General features: G+C 60.3%; 23 protein-coding genes and 3 pseudogenes. 16 read left to right on the top strand and 10 right to left on the bottom strand.

The window, feature by feature from the left end; genetic code table 11:
• Positions 1-347: 347 nt before the first annotated feature.
• On the bottom strand, positions 348-2975 hold the full coding sequence (locus G3O01_RS08450; protein ID WP_205804047.1) for an autotransporter outer membrane beta-barrel domain-containing protein: 2628 nt from the start codon (positions 2973-2975) through the stop codon (positions 348-350).
• Between the two features lie 354 nt (positions 2976-3329).
• Positions 3330-3721, bottom strand: a pseudogene (locus G3O01_RS08445) (hypothetical protein); the annotation flags it as partial.
• Positions 3722-4201: 480 nt separating this feature from the next.
• Here G3O01_RS08445 and G3O01_RS08440 point away from each other — a divergent pair.
• The 3 genes from G3O01_RS08440 (at position 4202) to G3O01_RS08430 (ending at position 7304) form a co-directional block, all read left to right on the top strand.
• The gene (locus G3O01_RS08440; protein ID WP_205804046.1) at positions 4202-4891 is read left to right on the top strand and encodes an L-2-amino-thiazoline-4-carboxylic acid hydrolase; all 690 of its coding nucleotides are present in this window, start codon (positions 4202-4204) and stop codon (positions 4889-4891) included.
• A 443-nt stretch (positions 4892-5334) separates the two neighbouring features.
• On the top strand, positions 5335-6810 hold the full coding sequence (locus tag G3O01_RS08435; RefSeq protein WP_346779162.1) for a response regulator: 1476 nt from the start codon (positions 5335-5337) through the stop codon (positions 6808-6810).
• A 209-nt stretch (positions 6811-7019) separates the two neighbouring features.
• A complete protein-coding gene (locus G3O01_RS08430; RefSeq protein ID WP_205804044.1) occupies positions 7020-7304 on the top strand; it encodes a hypothetical protein in 285 nt (94 codons plus the stop codon).
• A gap of 299 nt (positions 7305-7603) precedes the next feature.
• On the opposite strand, the gene G3O01_RS08425 is transcribed toward G3O01_RS08430, so the two are convergent.
• Entirely contained in the window at positions 7604-7813 is a 210-nt protein-coding gene (locus G3O01_RS08425; protein WP_205804043.1) for a hypothetical protein, read from the bottom strand.
• A gap of 431 nt (positions 7814-8244) precedes the next feature.
• On the opposite strand from G3O01_RS08425, the gene G3O01_RS08420 reads away from it, so the two are divergent.
• The gene (locus tag G3O01_RS08420) at positions 8245-8760 is read left to right on the top strand and encodes a Uma2 family endonuclease (protein ID WP_205804042.1); all 516 of its coding nucleotides are present in this window, start codon (positions 8245-8247) and stop codon (positions 8758-8760) included.
• A 143-nt stretch (positions 8761-8903) separates the two neighbouring features.
• A pseudogene (locus G3O01_RS45215) lies at positions 8904-9072 on the top strand (DUF3363 domain-containing protein); the annotation flags it as partial.
• A 44-nt stretch (positions 9073-9116) separates the two neighbouring features.
• On the opposite strand, the gene G3O01_RS08415 reads toward G3O01_RS45215, so the two are convergent.
• Together G3O01_RS08415 and G3O01_RS08410 are read right to left on the bottom strand one after the other, a co-directional pair.
• On the bottom strand, positions 9117-9980 hold the full coding sequence (locus tag G3O01_RS08415) for a neutral zinc metallopeptidase (protein WP_205804041.1): 864 nt from the start codon (positions 9978-9980) through the stop codon (positions 9117-9119).
• A gap of 264 nt (positions 9981-10244) precedes the next feature.
• Positions 10245-10433, bottom strand: coding sequence for a hypothetical protein (locus tag G3O01_RS08410; protein ID WP_205804040.1), 189 nt, complete (start codon positions 10431-10433; stop codon positions 10245-10247).
• 204 nt (positions 10434-10637) lie between these two features.
• Between G3O01_RS08410 and G3O01_RS08405 the strand changes: the two genes are divergently transcribed.
• The 4 genes from G3O01_RS08405 to G3O01_RS08390 all read left to right on the top strand — a co-directional run bounded on the left by G3O01_RS08405 (position 10638) and on the right by G3O01_RS08390 (position 13247).
• Complete coding sequence (locus G3O01_RS08405; protein WP_241023774.1) at positions 10638-10880, top strand: type II toxin-antitoxin system CcdA family antitoxin; 243 nt, start codon at positions 10638-10640, stop codon at positions 10878-10880.
• A gap of 33 nt (positions 10881-10913) precedes the next feature.
• On the top strand, positions 10914-11198 hold the full coding sequence (locus G3O01_RS08400) for a CcdB family protein (protein WP_205804039.1): 285 nt from the start codon (positions 10914-10916) through the stop codon (positions 11196-11198).
• A gap of 367 nt (positions 11199-11565) precedes the next feature.
• Positions 11566-11706: a hypothetical protein gene (locus tag G3O01_RS08395; protein WP_205804038.1), complete on the top strand. Its 141-nt coding sequence runs from the start codon at positions 11566-11568 to the stop codon at positions 11704-11706.
• 80 nt (positions 11707-11786) lie between these two features.
• Positions 11787-13247 (top strand): alkaline phosphatase family protein, encoded by a 1461-nt coding sequence (locus tag G3O01_RS08390; RefSeq protein ID WP_205804037.1) that lies wholly within the window; start codon positions 11787-11789, stop codon positions 13245-13247.
• A 102-nt stretch (positions 13248-13349) separates the two neighbouring features.
• Here the strand turns inward: G3O01_RS08390 and G3O01_RS08385 are convergent.
• A pseudogene (locus G3O01_RS08385) lies at positions 13350-13874 on the bottom strand (DUF3734 domain-containing protein); the annotation flags it as partial.
• A 306-nt stretch (positions 13875-14180) separates the two neighbouring features.
• On the opposite strand from G3O01_RS08385, the gene G3O01_RS45545 reads away from it, so the two are divergent.
• Both G3O01_RS45545 and G3O01_RS08375 read left to right on the top strand, forming a co-directional pair.
• Positions 14181-14864, top strand: coding sequence for a hypothetical protein (locus G3O01_RS45545; protein WP_205804036.1), 684 nt, complete (start codon positions 14181-14183; stop codon positions 14862-14864).
• Between the two features lie 1100 nt (positions 14865-15964).
• Positions 15965-16369, top strand: coding sequence for a VOC family protein (locus G3O01_RS08375; protein ID WP_205804107.1), 405 nt, complete (start codon positions 15965-15967; stop codon positions 16367-16369).
• A gap of 393 nt (positions 16370-16762) precedes the next feature.
• Here the strand turns inward: G3O01_RS08375 and ehuA are convergent, their stop codons facing one another.
• The 4 genes from ehuA to ehuB form a co-directional block, all read right to left on the bottom strand.
• The gene (ehuA, locus tag G3O01_RS08365) at positions 16763-17587 is read right to left on the bottom strand and encodes an ectoine/hydroxyectoine ABC transporter ATP-binding protein EhuA (RefSeq protein WP_277403016.1); all 825 of its coding nucleotides are present in this window, start codon (positions 17585-17587) and stop codon (positions 16763-16765) included.
• Positions 17588-17646: 59 nt separating this feature from the next.
• The gene (ehuD, locus tag G3O01_RS08360; protein WP_205804034.1) at positions 17647-18306 is read right to left on the bottom strand and encodes an ectoine/hydroxyectoine ABC transporter permease subunit EhuD; all 660 of its coding nucleotides are present in this window, start codon (positions 18304-18306) and stop codon (positions 17647-17649) included.
• Positions 18303-18986, bottom strand: a complete 684-nt coding sequence (gene ehuC / locus G3O01_RS08355) for an ectoine/hydroxyectoine ABC transporter permease subunit EhuC (protein ID WP_205804033.1) — start codon at positions 18984-18986, stop codon at positions 18303-18305. Before ehuC ends, ehuD begins: the two co-directional genes overlap by 4 nt.
• A gap of 186 nt (positions 18987-19172) precedes the next feature.
• Positions 19173-20027, bottom strand: a complete 855-nt coding sequence (gene ehuB, locus G3O01_RS08350) for an ectoine/hydroxyectoine ABC transporter substrate-binding protein EhuB (protein ID WP_205804032.1) — start codon at positions 20025-20027, stop codon at positions 19173-19175.
• Between ehuB and G3O01_RS08345 the strand changes: the two genes are divergently transcribed.
• The 5 genes from G3O01_RS08345 to doeA all read left to right on the top strand — a co-directional run bounded on the left by G3O01_RS08345 (position 20002) and on the right by doeA (position 25069).
• Positions 20002-20205: a hypothetical protein gene (locus tag G3O01_RS08345; protein ID WP_205804031.1), complete on the top strand. Its 204-nt coding sequence runs from the start codon at positions 20002-20004 to the stop codon at positions 20203-20205. The two genes, ehuB and G3O01_RS08345, sit on opposite strands and share 26 nt — an antisense overlap.
• Before the next feature lie 81 nt (positions 20206-20286).
• Positions 20287-21684, top strand: coding sequence for a PLP-dependent aminotransferase family protein (locus G3O01_RS08340; RefSeq protein ID WP_205804030.1), 1398 nt, complete (start codon positions 20287-20289; stop codon positions 21682-21684).
• Between the two features lie 156 nt (positions 21685-21840).
• Positions 21841-22815 carry a hydroxyectoine utilization dehydratase EutB gene (gene eutB / locus G3O01_RS08335; protein ID WP_205804029.1) on the top strand — a complete coding sequence of 325 codons (975 nt, stop codon included), beginning with the start codon at positions 21841-21843 and terminating at the stop codon, positions 22813-22815.
• 13 nt (positions 22816-22828) lie between these two features.
• Entirely contained in the window at positions 22829-23830 is a 1002-nt protein-coding gene (locus G3O01_RS08330) for a cyclodeaminase (RefSeq protein WP_205804028.1), read from the top strand.
• Between the two features lie 9 nt (positions 23831-23839).
• Positions 23840-25069 carry an ectoine hydrolase DoeA gene (gene doeA, locus G3O01_RS08325; RefSeq protein ID WP_205804027.1) on the top strand — a complete coding sequence of 410 codons (1230 nt, stop codon included), beginning with the start codon at positions 23840-23842 and terminating at the stop codon, positions 25067-25069.
• Positions 25070-25072 lie beyond the last annotated feature (3 nt).

Below are 25072 nucleotides of genomic sequence, written 5' to 3'. Positions count from 1 at the left end.
GAGAGAGCTCGGCCTCATTCACCAAGGGAGAAAAGAGGCGGCCAGAGGTAGGGCGTTCCGGACAACCTGCCGAAGCGCTTTCTTGCGGCGGGTTATGAGACGGGGCAGTCCTGACGACGCGAGGATCGTCCGGAGGCGTAGCGCACAACGGCAGAACTGGAGCGCTGGAAGCATCTTTCTGAGCCGCAGGTCAGGCAAAACTGACGGCGTCTCGCCTGACCTACCCGCAGCCGTTCGATCAGGTCAGTCGAACAGTAGCACCTCAAGACGTTAGGAAATGCAGCGCTGGCCAATCTTACGCTGCGAATCAGAGCCCGCATACGTTGCTTATCTACGGGCTCCCTGCATCAGAACTGATAACCCAGTTTCAGATTAGCCGCTTGCGCCGACGCATGAGTCGTGTTGATCAATGCGTCGTAGCCCAACGAAACCGACATCGCTTTCGTCGGGCGCATGCTCACGCTGACGCCCGTGGTCAGATAACCGCGCGGCAGGCTTGTGCCGGGCGCGGTGAACAGCGTGCCGTCCTGTGCGTTGACGGCAACGCTGCGGTTCGTGTCCAGCAGTTCATGCGCGTAGCCCAGCCGGACCTGCACATTGATTGGCTTCAGGTCGCTACCCAATGCCTTGTCCAGCGTGACTTCGGCATACGGCTGCAGACTATGCACATTGTCGGTTCCGACGTTCAGGTCCTGTCCGCCTGCGCCGCTCTCGCCGAAGCCGTTTGCATGGAAGTACGCATAGCGCAGGCCGGCGCGCGGCGTGACGACGAAACTGCCCAATGACAACGGCAAGCTGGCTTGCCCGCCCAACGTGAATTCGTGTCCGATGTGATCGCCTTCGGCCGTGCCGGCGGCACCAAACGGTCGCTTCTGCGACAGGAAGTCGAGCCCGTAGCCCGCAGTTGTCGACAGCGTGATGCCGCCGAACGCGCGGCTTCCATAAGCGGCAACGCGCAGCGTGTCGACACTGCCCGAGTCGCCCGTCTGTTGTTCGTCGATATCGGCGTGCGAATAACCCGCAGCGACGCCGACGGTGTAATTGCCGCGCTTGCTATCGAGTCCCGACAGAAAGCCGTAGCGGTTCGCCTGAAAGCCCGGCAGACCGTTCGTGCCGCCGATCTTGGTCTGTCCGCCCGTGGCATCGATCCAGCCTGCGGGTGAAGCCGCCGTCGCGGCGGAGGCACGCCCCATCCGGTCGAGAAGACTCGTGTTCGCAGTCTGCGCACCCATCACGGATGTCGTGCCCAACGCGGTGTAAATGCTCGTGTTGATCGGGGCCACCACGTTGGTCAGTATGAGCACAACCTCGTTCGCACCGTATGCGAGCGCAGATTGCAGCGAGCCGAGCGTCGCACCTGCCGACACCGTGCTCGTCACCGACGAGAACTGCCCGCTCACGCCGTTCGCAGCAGAGACAATCGTGTACTGCTTCGCCGTGTACGTGCCCGGGTCATAGGTGATCGCCAGTACCCCGTTCAGCGTCGCGGTGCCAGCCACTTTCAGCAGCGAAGCTTCCGTCGGACTGACTTCGATTGCCAACGTCGCGTTGCTTGCCTGGCTATAGTTGCCCCCGACGCTCAGCGTTCCGATCGAACCACCGGGCGCTACCGTACCGCCATTGTTTGCGACGCTGCCGGTGATGGTGCCATGCCCGCGAAGCGTGCCGCTTGCGTTGACCTGCACATTGCCCGCGACGCTCGCGCTCGCGTGGTCGATGTCGCCCACCTCGAGCGTGCCACCGTTCACAACCGTCCCGCCGCTATACGTGTTGGTGCCGTTCAGAATCAGCGCGCCCTGCTGGATCGTCAGGCTGCCGCCCGTTCCACCCGCGATGCCGCCGTCGGTGATCGAGCCATCAAAGGTGCCTGTCGCGGCCGTCATGCGCAGATTCTGCGCGCCGAGCGCGACAACCCCAGTTCCCGCGAGCGTCGTCAGCGACGTGCCTGCGGTTTGTGAGAGATCCAGTACGCCGTTGTTTGTCACCTGCGACGAACTGGCGATACTGCCGTTCCCTGCGAGAGCAAGCGTTGCCCCCGACTGGATCGTTGTCGCCCCTGTGTATGTATTGGCGCCCGTGAACGTCACCGACCCGCCGCTGCCGCTATTGGCAATCGTGATATTGCCGCCATGCGTCGCGTCGGAAAACACCCCTGAGAACGTTGCAGCATGGCCCGCCTGGTCGATCGTATTGGTGGTCGATGCATCGAGGGTGAAGTTCTGGCTGTACGTCTGGTTGCTCGTGTCGATCTGCAGGGAGCCGCCCTGAAACGTCGGACTGGTCGTCAGACCCAGGCCGCTAGCGACGGAGCTTGCGCCTGCAGAGATGGGCGACGTCGCACAGGTGTTGACCGACTGAAACGCCGCGCATCCGGGCCCAGTCATTGAGAACGTAAAGGCGTCTGCCGATTGGGTTCCGCCAATGTTGTACGCAATCAGAACGCTATACGTCGTGCCCGCCACGAGATTAAGTGTGGAAAACGTCGTGGTGTACGGGCTGGATGAGCTGGGAGACAGCTCACTCGCGAAAAAGTTGGTGATCGGCGTTGTCGGCGCGGTCGAGCTCGGAGAGAACAGGCCGGTCAGGAAGAACGTCGTGTTAGTGACGGGCGAGGTCGTGGCCGTGGCGGTGTAAATGCCGGATACGGTGACCGTAAAGCTGTAAAGCGAGTAATTCCAGACCCACGAGGCATACGAACCTGAGAAGCTGGTGTTTACCGTGCCCGATGGCGTCGGAATAGAGGGGGTCTTCGTGCCCGTCGTGCTGCTCCAGCCACCCGAAAAGCTTTCCGTCACACCTGGCACCGCGAAAGCGATCTTGGGTGCGATGCCCAGACCGAACAACAGCGGAGCGATGATCCCCGGCGCAAGCCGTACAAACTTGCTTGACTGATGCGTCTTGCGTCCTGTGCGCGGCAAGCCCTCATTCTTCAGATTTCGATTCGACTGCCTGTTCCGACGACTGCCCCGCGACATGCAACTCTCCAAAATATAGGGGCATTACCCCGAGTCCAGTGGCGCGACGTTGCCCGGGATGCTCGTGAATGCTGGCGCGATCACGCTCGAGACTCGTTTCAAAACCACTCCGAGTTGCAATAACGGCAACCAACAGAAATTATTTAGAACGTTTGGTAAGAAAAAGGCGGTGATGTTGGGCCCAGTCATCGGGCCCTATTGGAGGTCCGCTTTCTGGACAGTTTGGATCAACGGTATCGCTACCCAGGCCATTCGGACATCGGCTGTGCGCGGCACCGATTTCATGGACTCCGAAATGTAGATGCGAGTAATTGCGCGGACCCGCTCTGTCGAAGAGACGTTCGGCAGCCGCCATCAATGACTTCGGCACCAGCGTCGCTCCTTTAACGGGTAGGCAGTCGCTAACTGTGTACGTCGTTCGCAATATGTGATTGGGAACCGTTCGCGCAGTTTCAGCCTGTTCGGTTTTCCGGTTGCGGTGCGCGGCAACTCGTCGACGAAGACGATGTGGTCAGGAACACACCACTTCGCGACCTTGCCATCGTAGAGCGCGAGCAGTTCATCGCAGTGATGTCGGCGTCCGGTTGCCTGAGCGAACTGATCGATTCGCACCTGTATTTGATAGGGTCTTTGCTGCGATCAGTGATGCGCATGTACACATGCCGAGGGATGGTTGCAACGTAGCCCGTTGGAAGCCAGCCGTCGACGAGTGGTGACGCGTCGCTGTGAAAATACCGGTCGATGATCGCCTCGTATTCTGTGCGTCTTTCAGCCACCGCATTTCCACGGGTGACACCACCAGTTGTCGTGATTCGCAGTTAAATCGAAGATGAATCCGACCGGTATGCGCGGGGACGTGGGTGATCGTGGAGGTCAGTTGTTGGGCTGACTTTGGAAGTTGGCGTCCGGTGCAGTGGCGCGCGATCATCGGCGAGCGTCGAATTTCCGAGATCGGCCAAGAACGGCCGGTCGACGACTTTGCCTAGATGATTTTCAATCGACGTGTGAACGGCAAGCAATTTTCTTCGTGGATTGGATTTCAGACCATAATGTGTGGAAAATATAAATGTCTCTGATTGACGATTTTCTGCCTCATTATGATTTCCGTGAGCTGTTTACGCCGACCGAAAATTGAGCCAGAGTAGGGATCGCGTCGACTGAAAATTGATCAGGGAAATCAACCTATCCTGCCAGTTTTCCGGGCAGGGCGTTTGGAGAAGTGCCCCATGACTGAAAGTGTCCATCCCTTTTACGAGTCGAATCGTAGCGTCATGGAGGCCAGCATGCGCCATCGCCTCGATTTGGCCGAAACGATCTTGCGCGAGTGCGCGCACCTTTCCGACATCGAAGGCATCAAGCGTGAGGTGATGGCTGAATTCGATTTAGTGCTCACCCAGTTGCCCTATGTCGGCGGCTCGGAAAATCGCATGAGCAACTTCTTCATGCGCCTCATTGGCTTCCTGGCCTTCGGCCGGGTGCTCCGACGGCATGGGGTGCCGCTGGCGATGATTAGCGACATCGCGCGAGAAACTTTGAAGTCACAAGGGCTCGCAGTGCCCGAAGCAGAGCGCCTCGCTGCAGGTCGCCAATTTTTGTCGCCGGAGAACCGAGCCCTGCTGAGCAGGCAGGCCGTCATGAGCATGACAGAAGGCCACCGGAAAGCGTTCCCGGACGATTTTGCATACGAGTTTGTTGAGCCGAGCTTAGGTGACAACTTCGAATTCGGTATTAACTACACCGCTTGCGGCTTCTGCAAGTTCGCCGCTCGCCATGGTGATAAGGAAATTCTGCCCAGCATCTGTGGGCTCGATTTCGACGACTATGCGACACGGGGCATCCATCTAGAAAGGACGCAAACATTGGCAGGTGACGCGAGCCATTGTAATTTCCGGTTCTCAAGACTGAAGCCTGAGTAGGACTCACGGCTGGATGGTTGCAATAGGTTGCCTTCTACAATTCTGAGAGCTATGCGCCGATCAAAACCGAACGTTGGGAAGCCCGGCAAGCGCGGATGTTCATAATCGAAATGAATCCTCGAGTGGCAGATCTCGGGAGGTGTGACTGGCTGAAACGGGTCGACTGCTGTCTCCGGAAACATACAAAGGACCGACGCCGCAATAGCGAGCGCAGGTGCGAGAAGTTTCATCCGACTGCCCGCCTACGTGTCCGCGGGCGTGACAAACCTGTGCTATTGCCTCATGATGGGACCGACGTCTGCTGTGTCGTTCCACTCGTGCCGCCCTGTTGAAGTCGCGGCGGCCTCCCTCGCCAGGCGATCTGCTGGCCCAAACCGGGTTCAATCATGCAGAGTCGGCCAGTCACACCCCATTCGTCCCTCGAAAGGGACCTCATCCTGAACGTGGATGACAATTCCGCGGCTCGCCTCATCAAAACCCGGTTACTTCGGGCCGCGGGTTTGACTGTCGTCGAGGCAGAGTCGGGCGAGCAAGCCCTGGAGATGGTCCAGACGAGCTTGCCTTCTCTCGTTCTTCTCGACGTACGGCTCCCTGACATCGATGGCATCCACGTTTGCCAGCGGATAAAAAAGGATGCTCGAACCCGCCATGTGCTCGTCTTGCAAACCTCGGCAGTGCTGTTGTCGAGCGCAGACAGGGTGCAGTCACTTGAAACCGGTGCCGACAGCTACATCACCGAGCCCATCGCCGGTCCGGAACTGGTGGCCAATGTTCGTGCGCTGCTTCGGCTCAGCCGTGCCGAGCGGTCGCTGCGCGAAGCCGACCGGCGCAAACTGGAATTCATCGCCATCCTCGGCCATGAACTTCGTAACCCCCTTGCGCCCATTCGAAACGCAATCGAACTGACCGACCCCAGGTACGCGGCGAGCCAGGACGCCATCCACGCGGCCTGGCAAACAGTTGGCCGACACGTCGATCACCTCTCGCGCCTGGTCGACGACCTGCGGGATGTTTCCAGTCTCGCGCATGGGAAGCTCAGACTCGATTTTGAGAGCATCGACGTCGCCGCGAATGTCGCCACCGCCATTGAGATCAATCAGCCTCAACTCGACACGCGCAGACAGTCAGTAACCGTCAAGCCGCTGCCACGTGTATCGGTGTGGGGAGACCGTGTGCGTATGGTGCAGATGTTGAGCAACCTTGTGTCTAACGCCTCCAGATACTCACCCCACGGCACCTGCATAAACATCCATGCCGAAGAAGGCGAGGGCGCGGTGTCGATTCACGTGCTGGACAAGGGTATCGGCATTGCTACAGAAGACACGGCAAGGATTTTCGAGCCCTTTGTTCAATCGCCAAGAACGGAAGAAGCTTATAGCGGTGGACTCGGGATTGGCCTGGCCCTGGTGAGAGCGCTCGCGGAACTGCATGGTGGCGCGGTCACCGCGCACTCGAAGGGCCCAGGAACCGGCGCAGAATTCACACTGACATTGCCAGTATTTAACGGCTCAGTTCTGCGGACCGGCCTGCCCGGTGCATCGGGCGTCGAAAATGTCTCGCGTCGTTCCATCCTCGTGGTCGATGATGACCCGGACAATGCTGCCTCGTTGTCGATGCTGCTTCGAACACTGGGGCACGAAGTCCATTCTGTTCATACTGGCAGGGCGGCACTTGCATTTAACAGTCGCAATCGATTCGATGTGGCAATCATCGACCTGGGCATGCCGCAGCCAGACGGCTTCGAGGTTGCACGGACAATCCGCGCCAGCCCATTCAACGCCGCGTCGCTGCTGATTGCATTGACGGGACATGGACAGGACGAGGATTTCCGCGCTTCGCGCATGGCCGGGTTTGACCATCATCTCGTCAAGCCTGTTGATCTGAAGACATTGACCGAACTGCTCGCGAAAGTGCCCTAGGCGCAGTGTCGTGCATGGCTGACCTTCGGTTATGCCGTGATTGATCGCAAAAGCCGGGTCGCGTCAGGGCAGGTGCCACCCGATCACGACCTTGTACACCGCTTCATTCGAATGGCATAGCGATTGCTGCAATCCTCACGCCGAACGTCGTCGTATCGGCGTTCTCTTGTGTGAGCCTTGACCGCTGCAGCGCAGCAGGAGGAAGACAGATGTCAACTCCGTCCTATCGTCCTTACCGCAACTGCACCGTCGATGTCCGCGTGACGCCCGGACGAACGCATGCGCTTGGCGGCGCATATCGGCGATACCGAGTCGTCTGGACAGTTTCTTCCCCCGGTCGCCCTGACGGGCAGGTTGTCAGCTTCCCGGAACAATTTGATTTTCTCTCGGAGCAGGACGCGTTGCGCTACGGCGAAAAGCGGGCACATACATTTATTGATTCCCTTTTTTCGACTCCGCAACGACACGAATTGGATAGCGACCACGTCGCATGATGTAACTGTTCATCTGCGTGGTCGGCACATGCTGCGTGTGCTTGTTGCGTCGACACAGAGCCATCCGTGGGGCCGGATATCGATACGGCAACGATAGCTCGTCGCGGATGGCCCGCGTGAGAGTGAGACCCGGTTCGTGCGCGGACGCGCATCCGCTTTCACGTGAGGTTGTAGGTGAGGTCCAACTGGATGCCGGGCGGGAAAGTTACCTGGGACGTGGACCAAGATACCTGATTGCGGCATGACAGCGCGAGGCAGGCTTCCAGGCGTGTGTGCCTGCGATCGCCTGTCCAGGAATCTCACTGTGGCGCAAGCGCCTCAAGCTGAGCCTGTGCAGTCTCTTCAGGGTGCTGACGACGATACTCGTTAAATAGTTGAGAGCAGAGTTGCGCGAGGTCGTCGAGGTACACGGCCTGATCTGCGTGTTCAATCTCACGTGCGTTTAGCACGTCGTCAAGTACGGGGGCGAGGCGACGTAACCGTCGAAAAGTGTCTAAGTCCAGTTCCATGTCAGTTCCTGTGATCACGCGAATGCTAGCTCTTCACAGTTACGGCAGGTTTACCGTAGGTCTGGTGACGAGCGACTCCTGAGGAAACGTGTTCACGTACGACGAGCCTCAAGCATTCAATACGCTAACACGCCGGAAAAGCCCACGCCGTCCAAGGCATCGATGGGCGTAGGGCATCAGACTGAATAGAACAACGGTGATTCAGAAATTGTTCCGCGCCGCACAAATTCTTAATCGACAAGATCAACAATGTCCAGCAAACGGTTGCTGCATAACGCCTCCAAATATCGGCATAAAACAGGATTTGCCGGATGCCGGCCAATTGCATTGCGAACCGCACAGCTGCATTGTGCATTGCACACAAAAACAATATGTTCAAAAACGCAGAAAGGGAATACCCTTAGGAAACTTCCCTATTGAGGCGTTTGCTTGTGTCGACTCTTCTGGAACAGGACGGACTCGTAGCAACCTGGTGTCGAATCAACGTTGGCGCGGAACACAGTAGGACTGTTTGTTCTGAGGTGGGTCAGCATGGCGAAGTGGTAGCGTTTCCACAACAATCAGCCCGGCGACAGATTATTGCAACGGATATCTACTGTCAGATTACTGAGCAGCTTGGCCATATCGCCGGGCTGTCGACTGCCGTTATGACACGGTCGTTCGGCATCCGTGTACCAGACGTGGTGTGGATGCTCCCAGAAAAGTGGGAAGGAATTGACCGGGATCTCCCCGTTCCGTTTGCGCCAGATCTCTGTGTAGAAGTGCTTCTTGATCGGCCTACGACAGGCATTGCAAACAGGGTGAACGCTTATCTGGAAAGCGGCGCTCGCGAAGTCGCAATCATCAGATCACGCGGCCAGGTGCAGTTTTATGGCACCGAGGGACTACGGAAGCAATCCATCTTCGACATCTCGCTGTCGCTCGAATCAATCTACTTCGACGCGTGAACTATCCCGGCATGAAGCCCAGCGCTTCCCTTGAAGCGCGGTTTTTGGATAGAACCTTCTGATTCTGCGCGCGCTATCGGCATTAGGGGGCAGTCAAACCGTCGGTCGCGGCTTACGCGCCTCGTTTGTGGCGTGACTCATTTCTGGAACGCACTCTGGTGGCGACGCTACATGGACGCGAACTGGCGCAGGCCGCGGAGAACATTGCCGCTGAAAGTAGCCTGGAGCTTCGGGCAGTTGTGGACGGGCAGGGCGTGCGGCATCTGCCGACATAGCGTCATACTCGCCAGCGGCCGCTACGCGATGCCAGACGGCCTGCAGGCGCGCGCTGGAACGATATTCGCGATGTCCAGGAATCATAGCGACTGCGCTGAGAACGTGTCGCACTGGCGGATATCGCCGCTCGACAAGCCGCGCCGCAGCCAGCGCTGCCTTTGCTCACTCGTTCCATGCGTAAATGCTTCGGGCACGACACGCCCCTGCGATTGCCGTTGCAGACGGTCGTCGCCGATTGCGCCGGCTGCGTTGAGGCCCTGTTCGAAATCGCCCGGCTCGATCAGCCTGGCATTTTGTTGCTTCGCGACCGCAGCCCATACACCGGCAAAACAGTCGGCCTGCAATTCAAGGCGCACGGACAACGCGTTGCCCCGTGCGCCAGACATACGCGCACGGGCCGCTTCATACTTGTCAGAGATGCCCAGGACATTCTGCACATGATGCCCGACCTCGTGCGCGATCACATACGCTTGTGCGAAGTCACCACCGGCACCGAAGCGGTCACGTAATTCACGGTAGAACGACAGATCGATATAAACGGTGCGGTCAGGCGGGCAGTAGAAAGGGCCCATGGCGGATTGGCCGGTACCGCAAGCAGTTGGCGTCGCGTCGGTGAAAAGCACGAGTTTGGGCGCCGGGTAGTCCTGATTGAAGCGCGTCCGGAAGATCTGCTGCCAGGTGCGTTCCGTGTTACCGAGCACACGACGTACAAACTGGCTGCCCGGATCTTCGATGGGACGCGCATTCGTTGGCCCTGGGTGCTGTTGAGCGCTTCCCTGGAGCACCTGTGCACCATTGATGATGGTGAGTGGATTGATGCCAAAGAAATACGAAGCGGCCAGTGCGATGATGATGGTGCCTATACCGATGCCACCTCCGACCCGCATTCCGCCGCCTCGCCGGTCTTCGACGTTCTGACTTTCTGCTTCATCATCAAGGCGCATGTTTCCTCCGGATGTCTTGCATACTTGCGCGACAACTTGATCCGTCACAAACGGATTTTATATGCCGGCGCCGGTCTCACTGATCGTGGCTTGAGATCAAAGATAGACGCGCACCGATATAGGTTCATTTGGCGAACGACGGTCCCGGCTGGTGGATCTGTGCGGGGAACCCGGAAAGGCTTGGACCGCGGCTTTCCCCGGCCTTTTTTTGTCTGCGAAACGGATAACCCGTTTTTTTTTGTCTGTGAAACGGATAACCCGTTATTAGAAGCCCACTCCCAGGCCCACGCCTAATCCGCCGCCCATGCTGCCGCCTCCCACGCCCACGCCGATACTGGGACCAGGCGCGTAATAGGCCGGGCCGTATGCCGGATCGTTGTAACCGTAAGGCGGAACCGCTACGCATCCCGACACGGCGACTGCGAGTACCAGACTGCCAAATAATCGGAACATAATCGTCTCCCGTCAGGCGTTCAGACAGCAAGTGGCATTCCCAAGGCGTGGATGATCCGACCTCAAACCGGTGATAAATAAAATTATCGTGAATCGCCCTGATTTCCGATACCGGTCTGACAGGAATCTGCCGGCAGCCAACACGCTTGTGACTCACCGTATTTGTGGAGCATGATGCAGATGATATGCAACATGGAGTCGCACATGGGCAAGGCACTCGAGGGTCGACCGCGCAAATCCACCAACGTTACCTTGCCGCCCGAGGTACTTGAGCGCGCCAAGCAACTTGGCATCAATCTTTTGCGGGCGAGCGAGCGCGGCGTGCGTGAAGGAATCCAGGAGGCGGAGGCCCGCCGTTGGGCAGAAGATAACGCCGAACTGGTCGCCGCATACACTGCGATGGTCGATCGTGACGGGCTTCCGCTTGCGAAATACAGGACGTTTTGATGGCCAGGTTTGATCTCTACGCGAACCCCGACGTTGAGACGCAAACTGGCACCTTATCTGCTCGACGTTCAAAGCACCCGTGTCGGTATTTTGCCGACACGCATCCCGATTCCTCTGCGACCTGTCGGACATCTCGCCTTTTCCGGCAAGCCATCCGATCTACTCCCCGTGTTCGAAATCCACGGCGAAGAATGTTTCCTTGATACGCCCGGCATGAGCGCGGTCCCCCTGAATGCTCTTGGCAAATGCATCGGTTCCCTTTCAGATCGACGTGAGGCCATTCTCGCGGCGCTCGACCGGATCTTCGGCGCATACTGAGTTAATAACCGGGCACCTTTGATCGCAAAGGGGAGAGTGGCGCGTCCGCAAATTCAACCTCAAGCCACATTAATAGCTGCGCCAGATTTCTGTCGATTCTTGTCGTGTGACTCGATGTCCTCGATCATGTCGCGCGACATCTATGCGCTGGCCCGCGCGGTCGCGCACCTGCTGCTCGTGCGTTTTTCGTGCGCGCATTGACTGCTCGCAAAGCTGTTTGCGCAGATCGCGCCTTTTCCACCAGACAAAACCGGATCCACTCCGTTACCGGGGTAATCGTCCCTTTTGTGCCGAATCTGGCGGCACCACCGCGCAAAGTCGCTCGCAGCAAGCCCCTGCGTGTCGTCACCTGTCGAGCAAATCGCGATTGCCCAAATCATTGAACGGGAACGGCTTTCAGGACTACCCCGATTGCCGCACCAACACCAACACCAACATGAGCGATCACACCGGCTCGCAACATGCGCTGCGCCGCAGCGCATGCATTCCGTCACGCGCGGGTACGTGAAGTGCTGACCGGTCCTGACATGGGCTGATCGGCCACGGGTAGGGCAGCCGGTCGACAGTCACGACAATGGAGACGACGTCATGAGCGAATCACCTTCTTCGGATGTGCCGGATCCCACACGTCGCAAGATCCTTGCTGCGCTCGCGGGGAGTGTGGCGTTGTCGGCCTGCGGTGGAGGTGGCGGATCGTCTGGCAGCACGGGTTCGACGAGCGGCATACCGCCCGACCGCGCGAATCTCCCGCGACCCGCGTTGCCGGCCCCAGCCGCTTCAGGCGTCGATCACATCGTGCTGGTCACGATGGAGAACCGCTCGTTCGATCATATGTTTGGCTGGGTGCCGAACGCGGAGCATCAACAGGCCCGCCAGTTCACCGACGCATTCGGCCAGGCGCAAGCGTCGTTCGCGTTGACATCGAATACGGCATACGGGTTTCAGGCGTGTTCGTTCGCCGATCCGAACCATCTGTATGACGCGGGGCGCACGCATCTCGCCGGAGGCGCGATGAACGGCTTTCTGCTGACGCCCGGTACCAGCCTCACGCGTGGCGACCTGTTGCCCATCGGCTATCTCGGCGCGGCCGATCTCGACTTCTATCGCGGCGCCGTCACGCAATACACGGTTTGCGACTACTACATGAGCGGTATTCTTTCGGCGACGTTTCCGAACCGTCTCTACCTGCATAGCGGCGAGACGGATCGCCTCGACGACAGCGTCGACACGTCAACGTTGCCGACCATCTGGGACCGGCTCGACGCAAAGAACGTCTCATCGACGTACTACTTCCACGACGTGCCGTTCACGGCGCTGTATGGCACGCGCTATGTTGGCCGCTCCAAACTGTTCGCGGACTTCCTCTCGGATGCGGCTTCCGGCAATCTGCCGTCGTTCTGCATGGTCGATCCGAGTTTTGCGGGCGAGGCGCAAGGCACATCGAATGACGATCACCCGCATGCCGACGTGCGCAACGGCCAGGTACTGCTCGGCCAGATCTACGACGCGCTGCGCACCAGCCCGAACTGGAGCACGACGCTGATGATCCTCGTGTATGACGAATGGGGCGGCTTCATGGAGCACGCGGTGCCACCCGTCAAGCCTGTATCGACGGCGGAGCAGGGCGTCGGCAACGATGGCCGGCTGGGCTTTCGCGTGCCCTGCATGCTGTTCGGGCCGCGTGTTCGCGCAAACGTGGTCTCGCGCTATCCGTTCGATCCCAGTTCGATTCATCAATTACTCGCGTGGCGCTTCGGTCTCGATGCGTTAGGCGTGCGGGCGACCGACCCGAGCACATTCAACATGGCCTACGCGCTCGACTTCACCGACGCTGCGCGCACGGATGCGCCCGCCATTGCCGTGACGCAGGGCACGTTCGGGGTCGAGTGCTCGACGGCGGGGATCATTCCGGGGCTTGGTGGCGTCGATCATAGCCAGCAGATTCCGTCGACATCGGCTTCGCAACCGGCCGTGGCCAACCCGCCTGGCGGACGCTTCGCCGATCTGCGCGCAAAGGCGACCGCGCTTGGCTTCCCCGGCGGCACGTAAATTCTGCGCAGCGTTTGCATCGGCCATATGAATTACGGCTCTGCGAGGGATATCGCAGAGCCGTAATTCATTGTCGAAACAGGCGTACTGCGACTGCGATACTCAGGCCGCCTGCTTGCGCTGCTCGCCGAGTTCGGCTTCGACAGGTTGTTTATCGGACTCGGATTCGGGCACGGAGCCGGCAGGGCGGTGCACGTCATGCGTGACGAAACCCAGCTCGCGGCTCGGCACGTCGAACCAGTCGCGATGCGAGAACGAATCGCGGATATCGTCGAGACCGCTTTGCCAGTGCTCGAGCATCGTATCCATGCTGAACTCGTAGTCCTTGTAATGGCCTTGGTACGGCTTGTTCCTGTAGATCAGATGCACGACGTTGATCGCGCTGCCGTCCGCAGCCTGTTTGGCGAGATGGAACAACGGGTCCGCCTTCAGCACCGAACCCGGCACATGCTCGAGGAGTTCCTTGATGAAGCGCGCGTGCTTCTGGCGCTCGGCGAGCATGTTCGTGATTGCGCGCGTGCGGCTCGAATACTGGATATCCTTCGCGCGCTCGGAGATGTCGAGAAAGTCGCCCGACGCGTTGGCGCGCGCGCTCCACAAATCGACCTGAAAAACCTGCGTGTCCTTCAGGCAAAACGACCCTTGGCTTTACGTGGCGGCCACTCGCAACGGATGTTGCATCGCACGAAGTTGCGAACAACTTTAGTTATGCAAACGGACGCGCTGCAACGCAGTCCGCGACACGGGGCACTCTCGAAACAGCTTTATGACGAACTTTCCCGACTGACTTTGTAAGGCCCGTTCAGTTGTGGCGGCGGCACCTGGCATCCCCGCGCCGCTCAGTGTTTCCATAATCGAATTATGCGGCCCGGTGGCCACCATAACCTGCTTTGCTTGCACGAACGGCGGCTAAAAACACGGCGGCCGATTACCTTGAACCCCCACCGTGACCGCCTCCGCCGCCTCCGCCGTTTCCACCGTTTCCACCGTTTCCACCTGCGCCGTGACCGCCTGCGCCTGAACTGCCAGCGCCGTGCCCGCCTGCGCCCGAACTGCCGGCACCCGAACTGCCAGCACCCGAACTGCCAGCACCCGAACTGCCAGCACCCGAACTGCCAGCACCCGAACTGCCAGCACCCGAACTGCCAGCGCCCGAACTGCCAGCGCCCGAACTGCCAGCGCCCGAACTGCCAGCGCCCGAACTGCCAGCGCCCGAACTGCCAGCGCCCGAACTGCCAGCACCCGAACTGCCAGCACCCGAACTGCCAGCACCCGAACTGCCAGCGCCCGAACTGCCAGCGCCCGAACTGCCTGAGCCCGAACTGCCAGCGCCGTGCCCGCCCGCACCCGAACTGCCTGCACCCGAACTACCGGCACCCGAACTACCGGCACCCGAACTACCGGCACCCGAACTACCGGCACCTGAACTACCGGCACCTGAACTACCGGCACCTGAACTACCGGCACCCGAACTGCCTGCACCCGAACTACCGGCACCTGAACTGCCCGCACCCGAACCGCCTATGCCCGAACCACTTCCGCCATGGCTACCTGCAAGCTGTCCTTCAGCCAACTGCTGTGAAGCAGAATTTGGAGGAGGGGCAGCGCGTTGATTGAACGAAGCAGAATCCACTGGATGAGCGATCTCAGCTTTGCCAAGCGCAGTCTCCCGGGCGGGAGCCGACGATGATCGCGCGACTTGATCAGACGACGATGCATGTTGCGCAAACGACGTGGGTCGATTGATCGCAGGTCCATGCCGCAACTTTGTTCTCACATGCGGCGGCGGTTGACGGCGATTTGTGACCGAATGCGGTGCAGCAGAATCCGGAATTGGTTTAGTGCTGTGATCGGATGGAGCGGACAATACAGGCGGGGCTAGTTCAGCACTGGCGGCCGCAGTTCCGCGAGTGGATAACGACGATGTTGGCGCGACATCCCCAGACCAGGACGTATGTTGCGATGACGACGTGGACTCGATGGTCCCGAGTGCGTCATCAAAACCGAACCGACCGCCAGATACGACGACACCCATGACTCCGACAGCCAATGATGCGCTTGCCCACGCAACCCAGAGCGCAAGGCGCTTGCCCCGCAAAGGCAGTGGGGCGTCGATGTCTGTATCGAAGCGACCCGCACCCGAATGCGCAGGCTCACCTTGGCCGGACACTACGAAACGCTTGGTATCGTTTCGTCTGATACTTCCATTCGCCACGTTCATGTGCCGTCCCCCTGCGGAGTGTCCATCGAAGTGCGCCGCGGGACCGTTCTGCCCTGTTGGTCCCCCTGGCTCCGCCACGGCAATGGGAGCGGTCAACCAGTCTTTCTATCGTAAGTCTCTGAGCTATAAAAGCGCCCGCCATCTTTATGGCGGATCCGGACGGATGGTCGGAATCGTCGTCTTCTAAAGCCTTCCGCCATGACCTTGGCGACGTGATTGGCGCAGAACTGTTGGATCGTGCGTGCCTAAGCTATGTCTGACAGGCACAGCGAATGCTTCATTCCGTCGTGTCTCTTCGCCATTTGCCAGTATTCGTGTGCAGTGCCCACTGAGGAAAGCCGTAACCGGGAAGCGATAACATTTATGATCTAATTCTCTTAAGCGATCGCGTGCTGTTGCACAGCGCAATCCCCGGCGCATCAGATCATGGGGCGGGCCTTCAGTAGTGGCAGCAACGTCGCTGGACTACGTCTTAGACCACTTCCGCCCAATCTCCATGCTTCTTCGCATTCATCACGCCGCCATCATTTGCTCGAACTATCAGGTATCTCGCTGCTTCTACACAGAGACACTCGGTCTCAAGATCATCGCCGAGCACTATAGGGAGCAACGACAGTCATACAAGCTCGACCTCATGCTTCCGGACGGCTCGCAGGTCGAGCTGTTTTCGTTTCCCGATGCTCCACCGCGACCGTCCTACCCGGAAGCGTGTGGCTTGCGACACCTGGCCTTCGGCGTCGACGACGTCGATACCTGCAAAGCGGAACTCGAATCGAAAGGCGTCTCTGTTGAGGCCGTGCGTATCGACGAATATACAAACCGGCGTTTCGTCTTCTTCGCCGACCCCGATGGCCTTCCGCTCGAGCTATACGAAGTGACAGCGACGCCGGCGCACGCTTAAGCTCAGTTCTGCTCCACACGTTGCCACATGATGTAGGACATGCCCGCATGGCGTCCGGAAGGGAAGGATGGCCGCGCTAAATAGCATTCTGTCCTCTTCCATTCGAATGACGCGCGGCTGCGCATTGACAAGCCAATTCGGAAAGTTCGATACGAACATCGAGTGAGGCAACGATTGATTATCCGCGTCGACAGCGAAGAAACTGAGGTACGCGATATACGAAGTGCCTTCTTCACGATACTCGTCCGGCATGCTGTCCAACCTGTCGCTCCCCGAAAACGGCTTGCGCTCGCGGGGCATGAACTGCGTCGCGATGCGACCGTTCGGCGTGTGCATATCGAGGCCCTGTGGTTGCTCACCCAACGCATAGATTGACGGTGAGCCATCGGCGCTTCAAACCGCTTCGCGGACTGCGCGTAGGAACTGTTGCGTGCGTTCGTGCTGCGGCGACGTGAAGAACTGCTGCGGCGGTCCCTGCTCGATGATCTTGCCCTGCGAGAAGAAGCAGACGCGGTCCGCAAATTCACGCGCGAAGCCCATCTGATGCGTCACCATGAGCATCGTCAGATTGTGTTCTTCGCCAAGCCGGCGGATCACGTTCAGCACTTCGCCGCATAGCTCGGGATCGAGCGCGGACGTCACTTCGTCGAACAGCATCACCTTCGGGCGCATTGCCAATGCGCGGGCAATCGCCACGCGCTGTTGCTGACCGCCCGACAACTGCGACGGATAGTGATTGCACTTGTCCGCGAGCCCCACGAGCGAAAGCAACTCCCGCGCGCGTTCCGTTGCTTCCTTGCGCGACAGGCCGAGCACCTGCATCGGTGCTTCGATCGTATTGGCGAGCGCCGTCATGTGCGGGAACAGATTGAAGCTCTGGAACACCATGCCGATCTTGCTGCGCACACGGCGCAGATGCGCGTGCGAGGCAGGTGCGAGCGCGCCATTCTTGCGCATGTGAGTGAGCGGCTCGCCGTCCACTTCGATCATGCCGCTTGTCAGCGGATCGAGCGTCATCAACACGCGTAGCAGCGTCGACTTGCCCGAGCCGCTGGGCCCGATGATCGCCACTTTCTCGTTTGGAGCGATCTCCAGATCGAGTTCGTCGAGCACGGTGAGCGCGCCGTAGCGCTTGGTCACGCCGGCGAACCGGACCATCGGCTGGTCGCCGTTCACATTCGGTGTTTCGCTCAGCGCGGCAACGGGGTCTCGCTTCATCTCTTTCTCCATCACGGGGGACTCGGACTGCAAAGTGGCGTCGGTATCTGCGTGTGTCTTCATGGCAGCCTCAGGCGGAATTCCAGCTGCCGCACGAGTTGCGCGAACGTCACGCTGATGACGAGGAAGAACAGGCCTGCGAGCGTGATCGGCTCCAGATAACGGAAAGTTTCGGAGCCGACGTTCTTTGCCTGCTGCATCAGTTCGACCACGGTGATGGCCGATAGCACGGGCGTGTCCTTGAACATCGCGACGAGGTAATTGCCGAGCGCGGGAATGATGGGCCGCACGGCCTGCGGCAGGATCACGCCGCTATACGTACGCCACGGCGACAGCGACAACGCGCACGCCGCTTCCCACTGACCACGCGCGACGCCATTCAAACCCGCGCGATACACCTCGGACGTGTAGCACGCGTAGTGCAGCGCGATGCCGATCGTGCCCGCCGTGAGCGCGGACATCGTGATGCCAAAAGCCGGCAGCACATAGAACAGCACGTAGACCTGGATCAGCAGCGGCGTGCTGCGGATGAACTCGACGACGAACCCGACAGTGCGCGACACAGCCTTGATCGGGCTGCGCCGCAGGATCGCGAGTACGAGGCCGAGCACGAGCGCGATCGCAAAGCCGATCAGAGTGATCAGGATCGTGTAGATGGACGCGCGCGCAAGGTCGGGCAGGATATGCGCGGCGTACTGAAGATCGAAGAAGTGATTCATGACGCCGCCTTTTGCGTGATCTGACGCGAACTGTGAGCGATGATGCCGTGGCTCACGCGCCGCTCGAAATGACGCATCAGCATGACAAGCACTTGCGCGAGCACGAAGTAGATGACTAGCGTGAGGCAGAAGATCTCGGCGGTCTTGAACGTCGCTTCATCGAGCTGGCGCGCGCGGAACGTGAGATCCGATAGCGTGATCAACGAGACGAGCGAGGTGCCCTTCAACAACTCGATCATCAGGTTGGTCGCGGGCGGCAGCGCGTTGATCATCGCCTGCGGCAGAATGATGCGGCGCATGCGCGAGAAGGCCGACATGTTCAGCGCGACGGCTGCTTCGAACTGGCCGCCCGGCACCGAGCGCAGCGCCCCGCGCAGAATCTCCGAGCCGTACGCGCCGTAGTGCAGGCCAAGCCCGACGATGGCCACCGTGAAAGGCGTCAGCTCGATCCTGAACGGCGGCAGCGGCAGCACGAAGAAGAACCAGAACAACTGTACGAGCAGCGACGTGCCGCGAAAGACTTCGACATACACGTTGCCGATCCAGCGCACGGGCGCCCATGGCGCGAGCTTTGCAGCCGTGGCGACGAAGGCCATGGCGATGGCGAGCAGCGTGCCGAGCGCGGCAATCTCGATGGTGACGAGCGTGCCTTGCAGCAGCAGGGGAAACAGTTCACGCATGGCGGTTGCCTCGCTTGCATGATGGCGCACGGATGCGCGCTGGATTGGATACGGGAAGCAATCTCGGTGCCTCCCTGGCGTGCACGATTCGCGTTGCACCGCAAGCGCTGTGGTGCGTTCGCGGCGCGTGAAATTGACGTGCCCCGCAATAGGTACGCATTCACGATGCGTACCTATTGCGACGAATCACTGGCCGCAGATTTGCGCGGCTGTCTTCGTGGTCAGATTGGTCTTGTCGAAGCCGAAGGGTCCAACAGTCGCGAGATGATCGGGCGTGCCGAGCCATAGATGCAGTTGCTTGTTCACGGCATCACGCAGATCGGTGTCTTCCGGGCGGAACGCCAGCGCGCCGTAACCCGTGTGGTTCGGATCGTCCTTGAAGAACGAGACGGTTTCGACCTGGCCTGCATCTTTCGATGCGAGTCCCTTCATTGTCAGCGCCGTGCCGGCCGCGGCGTCTGCGCGACGCGTGCGCACAGCCTGCAGTTGCGCTGTCGTGTCGGGCACCTGCAGCAGTTGCGCGTCATTGACACCCGCGTCGCGCGAATTGGCGACTTCGACGGCGCCCGCCATCACTGCGAGCTTGAGGTCCGGCTGCTTCGCGACATCGCCATAGCTGTGCAGATTCTTCGGATTGCCCTTCATCACTAGCAGTGTGTCCTGGATCTGGTATTGCGGATCGGCGAAGGCAACCTGCTTGCACCGCTCGGGCGTGATGTACATGCCTGCGGCGATGACGTCGAAGCGTCCCGCGCGCAGGCCGGGAATCAGCGAGCCCCATTCCGTCAGCACGGCATCTACTTTCTTGACGCCGAGCTTCTCGAAGACCTTGCGCGAAATTTCAGGCGACTCGCCTGTCACCTTGCCATCCGGCTGCGTGTAGGCGAACGGTGCCTCGTTCGCATAACCGATGCGCACCTCGCCGGTGCGCTGGATGCGCTGCAACGTCGTTTCAGCCGACGCGAACTGGGTGTGCATGGCGAGGCTCGCTGCCGCGAGGCAGAGGGCGCCGAGCATGACTGACGTGCGCTTCGATTTCATGGCGATTCCGTATGAGGGCGAAAAAGAGAGTGATGAATGGCGCAGTGCGGCGTGCGCCATGAACCCGGGAAAACCCGATGTGGTATCCACTTCCGGGGCGTTCGAGATGTCCCGTGATGCGACCCATGAACGCAGCATACAAAGCCATTTTTTTGTTGCGATTGCTCTAGGACAATAATTTTTAGTGCCCCTTTTGTCGCACTATGCATGGTGTCAGGCGCGCCGCATGGGTGGTGCTGCATGAGACGGGAGTCAGCAGGTGATCGAGCAATGGCGGGAAGCGGTCGGCGCGGTGCATGGCGTCGAGTCGAAATACAAGCGGCTGGTGAAGGCGATTACGACCGATATCGAAAGTGAGTCGCTGCGCGCGGGCGCGCGTCTGCCGCCGCAGCGGGACGTCGCTTCAGAGCTGTCGATCAGCGTGCAGACGGTGACGAATGCGTATAAGGAGCTGGAGCGGCAAGGGTTGATCCGTTGCGAAGTGGGACGGGGCAGCTTCGTCGCCGAGCGCGTCACGGAGACGATGTCGAATTACATGCTCGATACGGCCGAGCGCTCTGTCATCGATTTTTCAATTGCACGCATCATCCATACGCCTGAGCACGACGCGATGTGGCGCAAGGTTTGCGCGACACTCTCGAAGATCGAAGACCAGCCGTGGATCCGCGCGTTCAGGCCGATTGCGGGCTTCGAGCATCACCGGCAGGCGGGGATTGCGTGGCTGCAGACGATGGGCATGCCCGCTTCGATGGATACGATGCTCGTCACCAATGGCGCGGCGCATGGGATCTTTCTCGCGCTCGCGTCGCTGGTCGGTCCCGGCGACACGGTGCTATGCGAAAGCCTGACCGATCACGGCGTAATCGGCTCCGCGAATGTGCTGGGATTTACGCTGAAAGGACTCGAGATCGACGAGTACGGCATTCACCCCGAGCATTTCGAAGAAATGTGCGACAGCGAGCGCATCACGGCGCTCGTCTGCACGCCCACGCTGAACAACCCCACCGTTGCGATGATGCCCGAGTCGCGACGCCGTTCGATTGCACGGATCGCGGAACGCTACGGTGTGTTCGTGATCGAGGACGACGTGTATGGTCCGTTGCCCGCGTCGCGTCCCGCGCCGATTTCGAGTCATATTCCGGACCTGTCGTTTTACTGCACGAGCATGTCGAAGTCCGTGCTCGCGGGCTTGCGCATCGGCTATTTGACGACGCCGCGCCGGCTCGCGCTGCGCGCCGAGAGTGTGTTGCGCGTGAGCAGCTGGATGGCGACCTCGCCGATGGCGGAAGTGGCGACACGCTGGATCAACGACGGTACGGCCGCGCGGCTCGTCGACATGCAGCGCGGGCGGCTGGCGATCCGCCAGGCGCTCGCGAAAAAAATACTCGACCCGTATGTACTCGGATCGCATCCGCAAGGATTGTCGGTATGGCTGCGCGTGCCAGATCACTGGCAGGCCGACCGGCTCGTGCGCGAGTTGCGCAATCGCAATATCGCCGTGACGTCGCCCGATCCGTTTCTCGTGCGCGGCGCGGACCGGCCCAATGCCGTGCGCTTATGCGTTGGCGCGGAAGTGAGCGACGAGGTCTATCAGGACGCGCTTGAAACGATGCGCGACGTGTTCGAGCAATACCCGCAGGTGCATGACTTTGGCTGAACGCGTCATCGCACGCGAACGGGCAAAACGAAATGTACCAGGACAATAGAAAACAGGTTTTAGAACATTAGACTGGCCGCACTGAGTCCGCTGTGACCCGCGTCGAATTCCTGCGACGCGGGCCACAGTGGTCGTGAACAGGTGCAAGGGCCGTCAATGTCCGTACTTTCGCTTGCCGATGTTTATGCCGCACGCCGACGTATCCAGCAGCGCGTGCTGCGCACGCCCCTCGTCGAATCCCACGCCTTGTCGGCGGTTGCGAATGCACCCGTCTATCTGAAACTCGAAACCGTCCAGCCGACGGGCAGCTTCAAGCTGCGCGGCGCGACGAATGCACTCGTGCGTCTCGCGGAAGCGGGATGCACGCGCGTAGTTACGGCGTCAACGGGCAATCACGGGCGCGCGGTCGCGCATGCGGCACGTGCGCTCGGCATCGAGGCGGCCGTGTGCATGTCGTCGCTCGTGCCGTCGAACAAGGTCGAGGCCGTGCGCGCGCTGGGCGCGCAGGCGCACATCGTCGGCGAGAGCCAGGACGATGCGCAACATGAAGCGCAACGCCTCGTGCGCGAAGAAGGCTACGCGTACGTGCCGCCGTTCGATCATCTCGACGTGATCGCCGGGCAGGCGACCATCGGCATCGAGATCGTGGAAGACTTGCCCGACGTCGCGCATATCGCGGCGCCGCTCTCGGGCGGCGGTCTTTTTTCAGGGGTCGCGTTCGCCGCGAAGCAGATCGCACCCAGCGTCCGCCTGACGGGCGTGACGATGGCGCGCGGCGCCGCGATGCATGCGAGCCTCGCGGCAGGCAAACCGGTACTCGTCGATGAGCGGGAGACGCTCGCGGACTCGCTGGGCGGCGGAATCGGACTCGACAACCGGCACACGTTTTCACTGACGCGCGAACTGATCGACGAGGTCATATTGCTCGACGAGGTATCGATTGCGCGCGGCATCGTGCATGCCTACGAAGCCGAACATCTGGTGCTCGAAGGCGCTGCCGCCGTCGGTATTGCCGCGCTGATCGCGGGGCGTCTGAGCATTGGGGCTGCTGCACGCGGTCCGATCGTGCTGATCGTGACGGGCGCCAATATCGACATGAACCAGCATCGCCGCATAGTCGGTGCGGCCTGATACGGAGTGACGGATGACAGCTATTACCTTGCTCGGCGAAGCGCAACTCAGGGAACTCGTGCCACTCGATCTCGCCGCTATCGATCAGATCGAAGCCGCGTTTCTGTCGCTTGCGACGGAAGCCGTCGCGATGCCGCCGATCCTGCGGCTCGATTTGCCTGAGCGTCGCGGCGAAGTCGATGTGAAGACCGCGTATCTGCCGCGCTTCGAAAGCTTCGCGATCAAGGTCAGCCCCGGCTTCTTCGACAACCCGAAACTTGGCTTGCCGAGTCTCAATGGCCTGATGCTCGTGTTGTCGACAAAAACGGGACTGACGGAAGCCGTGCTGCTCGATAACGGCTATCTGACGGCCGTGCGTACGGCGGCCGCGGGCGCAGTCGCGGCGCGCTGGCTTGCGAAGCAGCACGCGCCGAATGTCGCGGTGATCGGCGCGGGCGAACAGGCGCGTCTGCAATTGCAGGCGCTCGCGATGGTGCGAAAAGTCGAGCGCGTAACGGTATGGGCGCGCAATCGTGCGAGCGCCGAGCAATTCGCAGCCGACATGTCCGCGCAATTGCACATCGCGTGCGAAGTTGCGCGCGACGTGCATCACGCGCTCGCTGAAGCGGACATCGCGATCACGACGACGCCGAGCACCGAGCCGCTGATTCACGCGGCCGATCTGCATCCGGGCCTGCACATCACGGCGATGGGCTCGGATGCGGAACATAAGAACGAGATCGCGCCGCAAGCACTGGTGGCGGCGCGCTATGTGTGCGACCGCGCCACGCAGACGCGTGTGCTCGGCGAGCTTCATCACGCGATCGAAGCGGCCGTCGTCGACGCGAACGCACAGCATGCAGAACTCGGACAGATCATCGCAGGACAGGCCCAAGGTCGTACGAGCGACAGCGACATAACGTTATGCGACCTCACGGGCACAGGCGCTCAGGACACGGCCATCGCGACGCTTGCCGTCGCGCGTGCGCGCGCGGCCAATGCAGGCACCCTTTTCCGCAACGACATGAAGCGCTGAGAGGAGACCATGTCAGATACACATCAACTGGAGCGGGACGACGTAAAGCAGGCGGCACCTGTGGCCCGCTTGCCATTCGATCGCAGCGAGTACGACGCGCGCATCGCGAAGACGCGCCGCGCGATGGAGAAGGCCCAGATCGATCTGCTGATCGTGACGGACCCCACCAACATGGGATGGCTCACCGGTTACGACGGCTGGTCGTTCTATGTGCATCAGTGCGTGCTGCTCGCGCTGGACGGCGAGCCCGTCTGGTATGGACGTGGGCAGGACGCGAACGGCGCGCTGCGCACGGTGTTCATGAAGCGCGAGAACATCGTCGGCTATCCGGATCATTACGTGCAGTCCACCGAGCGTCATCCGATGGACTATCTTGCGCGCGAATTGATCGAAGCGCGTGGCTGGCAGGCGCGCCGCATCGGTGTCGAAATGGACAACTACTATTTCAGCGCTGCCGCGTTTGCATCGTTGCAGCGCAATCTGCCCAACGCGACATGGCGCGATGCGACAGCGCTCGTCAACTGGCAGCGCGCCGTGAAGTCGCCGCGCGAGATCGGGTACATGCGCATTGCCGCGCGCATCGTCGAGAAGATGCATGCGCAGATCGTCGAGCGGATCGAGCCGGGCATGCGCAAGAGCGATCTCGTTGCGCAGATCTATTCGGCTGGGATTACGGGCGTCGATGGTTATGGCGGCGACTATCCCGCGATCGTGCCGCTACTGCCGACAGGCGTCGATGCCGCCGCGCCGCATCTCACATGGGACGACTCGCCGTTTGAAAAGGACGCAGGCACGTTCTTCGAAATTGCCGGCTGCTTCAAGCGTTATCACTGCCCGCAGTCGCGTACCGTGTATCTCGGCAAGCCGCCGCAGCATTTCATCGATGCCGAGAAGGCCGTAATTGAAGGCATCGAAATGGGTCTCGCTGCCGCGAAACCCGGCAACACCTGCGAGGACATCGCGAATGCGTTCTTTGCCGTGTTGCGCAAATCGGGCATCGAGAAGAATAGCCGGTGCGGTTATCCCATCGGCGCGAGCTATCCGCCCGATTGGGGCGAGCGCACGATGAGCCTGCGTCCGGGGGACAAGACCGTCCTCGAACCCGGCATGACGTTTCACTTCATGCCGGGCCTGTGGCTCGACGACTGGGGACTCGAAATCACGGAAAGCATCCTGATTACCGAGTCGGGCGTCGAGACCTTTTGCAATACGCCGCGCAAGCTGTTCGTCAAGGAGTAGGGC

The organism is Burkholderia sp. Ac-20365 (assembly GCF_017104715.1).
Classification (GTDB): Bacteria; Pseudomonadota; Gammaproteobacteria; order Burkholderiales; family Burkholderiaceae; genus Paraburkholderia.
This window is presented reverse-complemented; position numbering and strand designations above follow the sequence as displayed.